Annotated in this window: 9 protein-coding genes; 1 reads left to right on the forward strand and 8 read right to left on the reverse strand. The window is 74.7% G+C overall.

Annotation, left to right across the window (positions count from 1 at the left end; all coding sequences use genetic code 11):
- The 5 genes from DLJ47_RS02110 to DLJ47_RS02125 form a co-directional block, all read right to left on the reverse strand.
- The coding region (locus DLJ47_RS02110) for a sensor histidine kinase (RefSeq protein ID WP_109898417.1) at positions 1 to 1,975 on the reverse strand (1,975 nt) is incomplete at its 3' end.
- 99 nt (positions 1,976 to 2,074) lie between these two features.
- Positions 2,075 to 3,709: a prenyltransferase/squalene oxidase repeat-containing protein gene (locus tag DLJ47_RS02115; RefSeq protein WP_233257613.1), complete on the reverse strand. Its 1,635-nt coding sequence runs from the start codon at positions 3,707 to 3,709 to the stop codon at positions 2,075 to 2,077.
- Positions 3,706 to 4,617 (reverse strand): terpene synthase family protein, encoded by a 912-nt coding sequence (locus DLJ47_RS36565; RefSeq protein ID WP_233257614.1) that lies wholly within the window; start codon positions 4,615 to 4,617, stop codon positions 3,706 to 3,708. Before DLJ47_RS36565 ends, DLJ47_RS02115 begins: the two co-directional genes overlap by 4 nt.
- Complete coding sequence (locus DLJ47_RS02120; RefSeq protein ID WP_088992927.1) at positions 4,614 to 5,999, reverse strand: cytochrome P450; 1,386 nt, start codon at positions 5,997 to 5,999, stop codon at positions 4,614 to 4,616. Before DLJ47_RS02120 ends, DLJ47_RS36565 begins: the two co-directional genes overlap by 4 nt.
- A 162-nt stretch (positions 6,000 to 6,161) precedes the next feature.
- A complete protein-coding gene (locus DLJ47_RS02125; protein WP_109898419.1) occupies positions 6,162 to 7,079 on the reverse strand; it encodes a GNAT family N-acetyltransferase in 918 nt (305 codons plus the stop codon).
- Positions 7,080 to 7,175: 96 nt separating this feature from the next.
- On the opposite strand from DLJ47_RS02125, the gene DLJ47_RS02130 reads away from it, so the two are divergent.
- Entirely contained in the window at positions 7,176 to 7,430 is a 255-nt protein-coding gene (locus DLJ47_RS02130) for a DUF2630 family protein (protein ID WP_172899298.1), read from the forward strand.
- A gap of 53 nt (positions 7,431 to 7,483) precedes the next feature.
- Here DLJ47_RS02130 and DLJ47_RS02135 read toward each other — a convergent pair whose 3' ends face one another.
- From DLJ47_RS02135 to DLJ47_RS02145, 3 genes are all read right to left on the reverse strand, one after another.
- Positions 7,484 to 8,416: a serine protein kinase RIO gene (locus DLJ47_RS02135; protein ID WP_109898420.1), complete on the reverse strand. Its 933-nt coding sequence runs from the start codon at positions 8,414 to 8,416 to the stop codon at positions 7,484 to 7,486.
- Between the two features lie 210 nt (positions 8,417 to 8,626).
- Complete coding sequence (locus DLJ47_RS02140) at positions 8,627 to 9,271, reverse strand: HAD family hydrolase (protein WP_109898421.1); 645 nt, start codon at positions 9,269 to 9,271, stop codon at positions 8,627 to 8,629.
- Positions 9,272 to 9,332: 61 nt separating this feature from the next.
- Positions 9,333 to 9,985, reverse strand: a 653-nt coding sequence (locus DLJ47_RS02145) for a carbon-nitrogen hydrolase family protein (protein ID WP_109898422.1), incomplete at its 5' end; no start/stop codon positions are given.

Below are 9,985 nucleotides of genomic sequence, written 5' to 3' on the forward strand. Positions count from 1 at the left end.
GCTGCCCGGCGGCCGGCGCGGCCGGGGCCGCGGCAGCCGGGGCCGCGGCCGGGGCGGGAGCACCGGCGGGGAAGCCGCCCGAGGTACTCGGGTCGGAGTCGTCGGCGGTGACCAGGTCGGCCGGGATCAGCACGACCGCGGTGGTGCCACCGTAGGCGGACTCCTTCAGCTGCACCCGGATGCCGTGCCGCTCGGTCAGCCGGCTTACCACGTACAGGCCCAGCCGGGCGGCGTTGGCCAGGTTGAGGTCGGACTGGTCGACGATCCGGTGGTTCGCGGCGGCCAGGTCCTCCTCGCTCATGCCCAGGCCGCGGTCCTCGATCTCGATCGCGAAGCCGTTGGCCACCATCTGCCCGCGCACCTCGACGGTGGTGTGCGGCGGCGAGAAGGACAGGCCGTTCTCGATCAGCTCGGCGAGCAGGTGGATGACGTCACCGACCGCGCGGCCGGTCAGCGACACCGGCCCGAGCGGCAGCACGTTGACCCGGGTGTAGTCCTCGACCTCCGCGACGGCGCCGCGGACCACGTCCACCATCGGCACGTTGCGCCGCCAGGCGCGGCCGGGGGTGGAGCCGGAGAGCACGATCAGGTTCTCCGCGTTGCGCCGCATCCGGGTGGCCAGGTGGTCGACCCGGAACAGGTCCTCCAGCTCCTCGGCGTCCTGCTCCCGCCGCTCCATCGCGTCGAGCAGGGTGAGCTGGCGGTGCACCAGCGCCTGGGTGCGCCGGGCCAGGCTGAGGAAGACCTCGCGGACGTTGCGGCGCAGTTCGGCCTGCTCGACAGCGGTCCGGATCGCCGTCTCCTGCACCGCGTTGAAGGCCTTGCCGACCTGGCCGATCTCGTCGTCGCCGAACTGCAGCGGCGGCGCCTCCTTGGCCACGTCGACCTCCTCGCCGTGGCCGAGCCGCTCGACCACGCTGGGCAGCCGCTCGTTGGCCAGCCGGAAGGCGGCTTCGCGCAGCCGCTCCAGCTGGCGCACCAGGGCCCGGGCCGTGGTGATCGACACGATGATCGAGGCGACGACGGCGAGCAGGCCGAGACCGGCGGCGAGCACCAGCCGGACGATGACGCCGATGGCGATCGGGGTGGCCCGGTCGACGATGTCGTCGCCACCGGCGAGCACCACGTCGCCGATCTCGGTCAGCGCCGGACCGGTGGTGTCGTTCCACTGCGCCGCCTCGACCGGGGGCCGGGTGCCGGCCTCGCTCTGCATGACCTGGTTCTCCAGGTCGGCCAGCCGGCGGAAGGTCTCGCCGGTGGACATCTGGTCGTAGCGACGCTGGTCGGCCGCGGGCAGCCGGACGATCGACTGGTTGGCGGTGAACTGCCGGGCGCCGACGATCCGGGTGAACTCCGCCCGCTCCGCGGGGGTGATCCGGCCGGCCGCCAGCACGCCGGCGAGCAGGGCGTCCTCCTGGGACAGCAGTTCCCGGGCCCGGTTGAGGCCGATCAGCGCGGCGGTGTCCTCGGCGGCCTGCTCGTCGTCGAGGTTGCCGAGCGCGTCGTAGACCCGGTAGATCGACTCGATCAGGTCGGTGAACGCGCCGCCGGCCTCGGCCCGGTCGATGCTCTTGTCGTCGACCGCGGTACGGGTGGCCGCCAGCTCGTCGAGGCCGCCGACCAGTTCGTCGAGCCGCTGGTCGAGCGTGTCGCTGCCGAGCGCGGCGACCTGCCAACTGTCGATCGACTCGGTGAACTCGGCGGCCAGCTGGTCGGTGCGCTGCCGCACCTCGGCCAGGGCCGCCCGCTGGCCGTCGTCGGGACGCCCGAGGAAGGTCACCGACGTCCGGCGTTCCAACTGCAACTGCAGCAGCAGCGGCTCGGTGGGGTTGAAGACCTTGCTGTCCAGCGCCTGCACGCCGAGCAGGTTCACGCCGTCCCGGATGGTCACCCAGGCGGTGAAGCTCCAGAGCGCGACCAGCGAGGCGAGCAGGGCGACAACCTTGGTACGCAGATTCGAACTGCGGGAACCCATTACACCGTCCCTGGCGTGGCCTGTGTGATCCGTCAGTCAGTTGCGCACGTACGCGCACGCATCGACCCCGGCGCACGCTAGCAGCGTCCGCTTCGTCACTCAAGCGCTCCTGATCATGGACTTGTCCGGCGCGGGCGCGTCCAGCGCCGCCCCACCCCGCCCGAGCAGGTCCGATCTGGTGAGCGCGAGCTGCCGGGCCGCGAGCACGGCCGCCCGGACGATCAGCACGGGAGCGTAGAGGTCCTTGTCGTGCCACAGTGGCGGATCGTCCCGACGGCCGTCCATCGTGGCCAGTTGGTGCAGGCCCCGGCGGGCCGCCTCCGGCACCCCCGGCCGCGCCGGGCGGTCGGTGCCGAGCAGCACGTGCAGCGCGTACGCGGTCTCCTCCACGGTGCCGCTCCAGCGCCCCCACGACCCGTCCGGCCGCTGGGTGGCCACCACCCAGTCCACCGCCCGGTCCACCGCCGGCCCGGCCAGCTCGGCCGGGGCGTACCCGGTCAGCGCCAGCACCGCGCAGGACGTGGCGTAGTACGGCGAGGCGTGCCAGCGGTCGGCCCACCGTCCGTCGGGCCGCTGCTGCTCGCGCAGCCAGCCGGCCAACGCGGTGACCCGGTCGCCGTACCGGGCGGCGCCGGCAGGGGTGTGCCGGGCGTGCCAGCCCAACGCCTCCAGCACGTGCGCGTTGGTGGTCACCGACCGCCCGTCCTCGCCGCGCCAGGTGCAGAAGTGGCTGCCCACGTCGTAGCGCAGCAGGCTGGCCGGGTCCACCGGGTGACCGAGCCGGGCCAGCGCGTAGAGGGTGACCGAGGTGGTGTCGGCGTCGGCCGGCAGGCCCGGCCCGGTCGGGGTGCCCTGCGGGCCGAGCGCGCCGGCCAGCTCCGCGACCAGCTTCGGCGCCGGCCGCACCGGCACGCCGGCCCGGGCCAGGCTGCTCAGCGTCCAGGCCCGCTCGAAGACCGTGATCGGGGTGCAGCAGGGCACCGGACCGCCGTGCGGGCGCACCGCCTCCGCCAGGTAGGCCCGCACGACCGGGTCCGCCCCGTCCGGGGTGTCGCCGACCCAGGCGGCGGTGGCGGCCGGCGAGGCGCCCACGGCACCGGCGACCGGCGCGACGTCGGGCCGGCCCCGGGCGGCCGGGCCGAGCACCTCGAAGGCGTGCTGGAGCTTCTGCGGCACCGGCCGGCCGCTGGCCAGCAGCGCGCCGAGGCCGTCCAGCCGCCGCCGGTCCACCGGCGGCAGGCGCCGGCCGGCCCAGCCGTCCGGGCCGGTGCCGGGGCGCTCGTCGAACCACTCGAGGTGGGCGTCGATCCGCTCGACCAGCGCCGGCACGATCAGGTCGGCGGCCGGGGTGTCCGGCAGCGGCAGCCCGTCGGCGAGCCAGCCGTCGAGCGCGGCCAGCCCACGGCCGGCCGCCGCGGCCAGCTCGGCCGGGGACGAGACCTCGTCCCCGCCGGCGCGCAGCGTGGTGAGCAGCGCCTCCACCGCGCTGGCGGTCGGCACCAGGGCGTAGCCGCCCGGCGCGCCCCACCCGCCGTCGCGGCGCTGGCTGCCCAGCAGGTACGCCAGCCGCCGGTCGTGGCCGGTGAGCCAGGGCGCGTGGGTGACCAGCCGCCCGGTCTCGTAGACCGACGCGGTGACCCGGCCGGCCGGTTCGAGGGCCAGCGCGGCGAGCAGTTCCCGGGCCGCGGCGGCGACCTCGGACCCCGCCGTGGTGCCGAGTTCCGAGGTGGTCACAGCGCACCCCAGAAGTCCGTGGAGCGGTAGAAGCCGCTGCTGAAGCCGATCTGCCGGGCCAGGTAGTCGGCCTGCACCGGGCAGCTGTCCCGCAGCGGGGCCAGCAGCTCGCGGGCGTGCCCGACCAGCTCGTCGATCCGGCGCCGCACCACGGCCGGATCGTCCACCAGCAACAGCGCGTTGAGGTCGCCCCAGCGCAGGTCACGCTCGTAGGTGCCGAGGTCGTTGACCAGGCGCAGGATCCGCTGCACCTCGGCGCTGGCCACCACCAGCGCGTCCAGGTGGGCGAGGGTCACCGGGTCGTCGGAGTGGATCCAGTGCACGACGTTGACCACCGTGCAGGCCAGGTTGTCGGCGTTGGCCAGGTACTCGTCGAGGGTGGGCAGGCCACCGGAGCCGGCGGCCTGCTTCCAGTCCCACTCCCGCGCCATCGCGTCGAGCACCTTGCGCAGCTCGGCCCGCCAGACCGGCGCGTGGACCCGGTACGCCGGCACCGCGGCCAGCTCGTCGCGCAGTTCGGCGAGGAACCGGCCGAGCGGGTCGTCGGCGGCCGGGGCGGCGCCGTCGGCCACCGCGAGGCAGTTCGCGGTCAGCCGGTCGATCTCGTCCCGGGTCTTGGCGACGTAGTCGACCTGCCAGTCGACGGCGAAGCCCCAGAGCACCGCCCGGTTGGTGATCCGCAGCTGGTCGAGGTCGCACCACGGGGCACCGAAGGCGATGGCCATCGCGACGTTGCCGAACAGCGCCGGGTCGAACGGCCGGGGTGGGAAGAGTTCCGGGTACGCGGCGGCGCGCTCGGCCAGGTCGCGTTGTCCCTTGGCGGCGAGGGCGCAGATCCGGCCCTGTTCGGCGGCCAGCGCGATCTGGTCGCCGCCGTCGTACGGCGGCGACGTGGGCTGTGGGCTCATGCCGCGGCGCTCCGCACCGGGCGCAGGGTCAGCTCGACCCGCTCCAGCGGCCGCAGCGCGGCGGCCACCTTGATGCCGGGCACCGCTGGCCGCTGCAGGCGGAACCGGTAGCGGCTCAGCAGGGTCGCCACGATGAGCGTCGCCTCGAGGTAGAACAGGTGCATGCCCAGGCACTGGTGCGGGCCGCCGCCGAACGGGAAGTGGGCGTACCGGTGCCGGCTGCGGGCCCGCTCGGGGGCGAACCGGTCGGGGTCGAAGACCTCCGGCCGGTCCCAGAACATCGACATCCGGTGGGTGATCAGCGGGCTCACCACGAGGGTGGAACCGGCCTCGATCCGTACCCCGCCGAGGACGTCGGCCTCGACGGCCCGGCGCGGGAAGAGCCAGCCGATCGGGTAGAGCCGGAGCAGTTCGTCGAGCACCTGCCGGGTGTAGCGCAGCTCGCGCAGGTGTTCCCGGCGTACCGGGGCGTCGCCGACCACCCGGTCGATCTCCTCGTAGAGCCGCTCGGCGATCAGCGGGTCCTGCTCGATGTGCGGCCAGAGCCAGGTGAGCACGCTGATCGTGGTCTCGGTGGTGGTGGCCACCATGGCCACCGTGTCGTTGCGCACCTGGCGCTCGTCGAGGCGGCTGCCGTCCTCCGTGCGGCCACGCCAGAGGGTGGAGATGATGTCGTCGCCGTCGGACTCGGCGGTCTCCCGGGAGGCCCGGACGATCGGCATCAGCGTGTCGTCGATGAGCCGGACGGCCCGGCGGAACGCGCGGTCACCGGGCATCGGCACGGCCAGCGGGGCCCACGGCACCATGATGCGCGGCATCACCGACCAGGCGATCGCGTCCTGCGCCTGCATGATCTTCATGGCGTCCGGCACCGAGATCTTGTCGGCGAAGAAGACCCGCATGATCGCCGAACAGACGATCCGGGCCTGCTCGGTGCCCATGTCGACCGGTTGACCGGCCCGGGCCGGTGCGTCCAGCTCGTCGACCGCGTCCTCGATCGCCTCGGCCAGCCGGTCGACCAGGTTGTCGATCCGCCGCGCGGTGAACAGCGGCTGGAGGATGTGCCGGCTGTTCGACCAGTACTCGCCGTCGCTGAGGATGCCCTCGCCGAACAACCGCTTCAGCGGCCGCCACTGGAGGCCGTCGCCGGCCCGGACGTAGTTGGCGGCCTTCTCCCGCAGCACCTGCTGCAGGTGTTCCGGCCGGGTGACCAGGTAGGGGCGGAACGAGCCGAGGTTGAGTTTGACCACCTCGCCCCGGGACCGTTCCCCGAACTCGACCAGGGCCTGCGCCGGATCGCGGAGCAGGCTCGGCACCACCTGGCGCAGTGGGACCGCGTCCGCTCGTCTGGTGTGGACCGGCGCGGTGTGTGGCACTCCCACGGTGCTCTGTGCCCCCTTCGGCAACCGTGCGTCGCGGCACGACTGTGTGCAGTAAGCGTTCCGCCGAGCATGCCATTGCCGCGTCAACTTTCTCTAGTCGCACCAAGAGAAATTTTCGCGGCTGGCTTTGCCATGCTCCACAAGGGATGGACATGGGAACCCTCAGGGGCGCAGATCCCGCAGGTAGCGGTACTCGGCCGCGATCGGCCGGTAGCCGTGCCACCGGTTGACCGCCAGCATGGCCTCGTTGCCGGCGTCGTTGACAGTCAGGGCGGTCCGGTGACCGGCGGCCCGGGCCGCGCGCAACGAGGCGTCCTTGACCGCCCGGGCCAGCCCCCGGCCGCGCCAGTCGCGGCGGGTCCCGGTCATCCCCGACTGGTACCGGTCCCGGCCGTCGGTCAGCGCCACGCTGAACGCGACCACCGCGCCGTCCACGACCGCCACCGTGGTCAGCGCCCGGTCCAGGTCCGGCCGTTCCCAGTAGGCCGCCCGCCAGTCGGCGTAGCTGATCTCCGCCATGCCCACGTCGCCGGGCTCGTCCCGGGCGGCGTCCAGGTCCGCCTCGTAGAGCGGGCGCGGGTCGCCGAGGTCGGCGGCCGTGCTGAGCCGCACCGGCGGCGCCAGCGGCGGGGGCTCGGGCAGCACCGCTGCCGCCAGGTCCAGGCCGAGCAGCAGCGAGCGCCGCCCGCGCCGGTAGCCGTGCCGCTCGGCGAAGGCCAGCGCCGCCGGCTCGTCCACCACCCGGGCGTACGCCCGCCGCACGCCCAGCCCGGCGAGCCGCGCCTCGGCGGCGGCGAGCAGCGCCCCGCCCACGCCGCGCCCCCGCTCGCGAGGATTCACGACTAGGTTGACGAAGCCCCAGCCGGGCTCCCCGCTCTCGGGCAGCAGCCCGGTGCGGGCCACCCCGGCCAGCCCGTCGCCGGCCTCGGCGACCAGCAGCCCGAAGCGTTCCGCCGCCGGCGCCCCGGTGAGCTGCCAACGGACCAGTTCCGGGGTGGCGATCAGCGGGCCGGCCGCCCGCAGCAACGCGGCGACCCGCCCCGCGTCGTCGGTGTCGCCGGGACGGACGGTGACGGTCATGGCCCGGCAACCTACCGCAGCGCCCGGACGGGTCGGGACCGCGCTCGGTCGGCCGGGCATGAATCCGCGCGTGCCCCGGCACCCTGTGCCAGGCTCATGGGCATGGACGACAAGACCATCCTGAACCGGATCTCCGAGCTGGTCGACGAGGAGCACCGGCTGCGCGCGGACGCGCAGGCCAACGAGACGGGCACCGACGACGCGGCCCGCGAGCGGCTGCGCGAGCTAGAGGAGTCCCTCGACCAGTGCTGGGACCTGCTGCGCCGCCGGCGGGCCGCCCGGCAGACCCACGGCGACCCGGACGCCCAGGGCGTACGACCTAAGCCGGAGGTCGAGCGCTACCTCCAGTGAGCACCGCACCGGGCGTGCCGGGCGGCCCGACGGCCGCCCGGCACGCGTACGCCTCAGCGGATGCCGGCCTCGCGTAGCAGCTCCCCGGTCAGCTCGGCCGGGTCCTGCGCGGCCGGCAGGCCGCGCGCGGTGAACCAGGCGCTGACCACCCGGACGTCCCGGGCCAGGAAGTCCGGGCCCTGCGGGTTGGCCACCACGTCGACCACCTGGGGCAGGTCGATCAGCACCAGCCGCCCCCGGTGCACCAGCAGGTTGTACGGCGACAGGTCGCCGTGCGCGAAGCCGGCGCGGGCCAGCACGACCAGCGCGTCGACCAGCTGCTCCCACAGGTCGCGCAGCTGCGCCGGATCGGGCCGCAGCTGGGCCAGCCGGGGCGCGGCCCGCCCCTCCTCGGGCTCGCCCAGGAACTCCAGCATCAGCTCGGTTCCCCGCAGTTGGACGGGGTACGGCACGGCGATCCGACCGTGCGCGGCGCCGATCTCCCAGAGCCGGGCCAGCGCGGCGAACTCGGCCGCCGCCCACTGCCCGGCGATCATCTGCCGGCCGAAGGCGGTGCGGCCGGCCATCGCCCGCATCTCCCGGGACCGGCGGACCCGGCGCCCCTCCAGATAGCCGGCGTCGCGGTGGAACATCCGGTGCTCGGGGTCCCGGTAGCGCTTGACCGCCAGCAGGCAGGACCGGTCGGTGCCGGGCACCGCCCGGCGGACCAGGTGGACGTCCGCCTCCTTGCCGGTCTTCAGCACGCCGAGTTCGGTGTCCTTGGCGGCCAGTTCGGTGACCAGCCAGTCCGGGTGGGGTTGCGGGCCGTGCACGGCGTCGTCCCAGGAGGACCAGCGCTCCCCGGTGTCCGGGTCCGGCTCGGCGTCCGGGTCGGCGAGGACGGGCTCGGGCGCCCGGCCGCGCTTCAGGAAGGTCGGGTCGTCGTCGTCGAAGCGGCGCTTGCCGCGGGTACGGCGCTCGCGCGCCGGAAGGTCGTGATCGCGCACTGCGGTGGTGATCCCTTGCTCGAGGCTGATGGAGGCAGGTGGAAGTGACCTGCGAAGACGGCCATGACCGACCCCCTCTCCTCGACCGGGCGCACGCCCGGGTGCACGATGCGCCGACCATGCTCGCGACTCGGGTCGCGGCCGGTCAACCGAATTACTCGCGCGCCGTACCCGGCGAGCGCGGATCGCCGCCGGGCCCCGGCCCCGGGCTCAGCGGGCGAGCACGGCGGCGACGGCGGCGATCAGGCCGTCCGCCGTGCGGGTGGGCGCGAACCGCGGGTCCGCCCAGGTGCGCCCGCGGTGCAGCCAGACGCTGGGCAGGCCGACGGCGGTGGCGCCGCCGATGTCCGCCTCCGGGCTGTCGCCGATCACCCAGGCGCCGCGCAGCGGCATCCGGACCCGCTGGGCGGCCAGCGCGAAGATCCTCGGGTTGGGCTTGCTGACCCCGGCGTCCTCGGAGATCACCCAGTCGGCCACGAACCGGTCCAGCCCGGTCCGCCGGATCATCGCCTCCTGCTGGCGGACGGTGCCGTTGCTGACCACCACCGGCACCCACCCGGCGTCGTCGGCGATCCGCAGCGCGCAGGCGACCAGCGGGTCCAGCCGGACGTTGGCCACCACCCCCTCGTACAGCTCCTCGACCAGGTCGATGGAGGGGATGCGCAGCCCGTACCGGTCCCGGATGGCGTCGGCGACGTCCCACTTGTCGGTCAGCCCGTCGGCGTCCATGGAGATCAGCCAGTCGATGTCGGCCGGCGGCGCGCCGATGCCGTCCAGGAACCGTTCACCCCAGGCGCGGAACGGGCCGGCCCGGTCGAGCAGGGTGTTGTCCAGGTCCAGCAGGAGCAGCGGCACTCGGGCACCCTACGGGACGCCGGCGTCGCACCGACAGGGCCCGGCAGGGCGCCGGCCCGGGTCAGGCGGTGAGCACCGCACGGGCCGCTCCCTGGTGCGGAAGGCGGTCGACCAGCATGGAGTGGGCCGCCCGGGTGGCCGCCAGGGCGGCCGGGTCGAGCGTCACGACCAGCACGTCCTCGCCGGTGTCCGCGCCGCGCGCCAGCGGGCGGCCCTCCGGGTCGTAGACCGCCGCGCCGCCGTTGAACCGCCACGGCGGTTCACCGCCGACCGAGTTGGCGAAGACCACGTACATGGTGTTGTCCAGGGCGCGCGCCGCGTAGTAGAGGTCGCGGCGGTGCTCCGAGCCGGCCAGGTAGCCGCTCGGGCAGAGGTAGCCGTGCGCGCCGTCGGCCGCGGCGGCCCGGCCGTGCTCGGGGAAGCAGCCGTCGTAGCAGATGCCGAGACCGAACCGCCAGCCGTCGACCAGCAGGGTGGCGCCGCGCCCGCCGGGCACGAACAGGTCCCGCTCGTCGCCCCAGAGCTGCTGCTTGTCGTACCCGACCCGGACGCCGCCGGTGCGGTCGACGACGAGCGAGGAGATGGTCCGGCGGCCGTCCGGGTGGCGGACCGCCGCGCCGACCACCACCACGGTGCCGCCGTCGCGGGCGGCGGACCGCAGCGGGTCCAGCCGCGGGTCGTCGACGTCCGCCGTCGGATCGGCGGCCAGTCGAT

It is taken from the genome of Micromonospora sp. S4605, assembly GCF_003176715.1.
GTDB lineage: Bacteria > Actinomycetota > Actinomycetes > Mycobacteriales > Micromonosporaceae > Micromonospora > Micromonospora echinaurantiaca.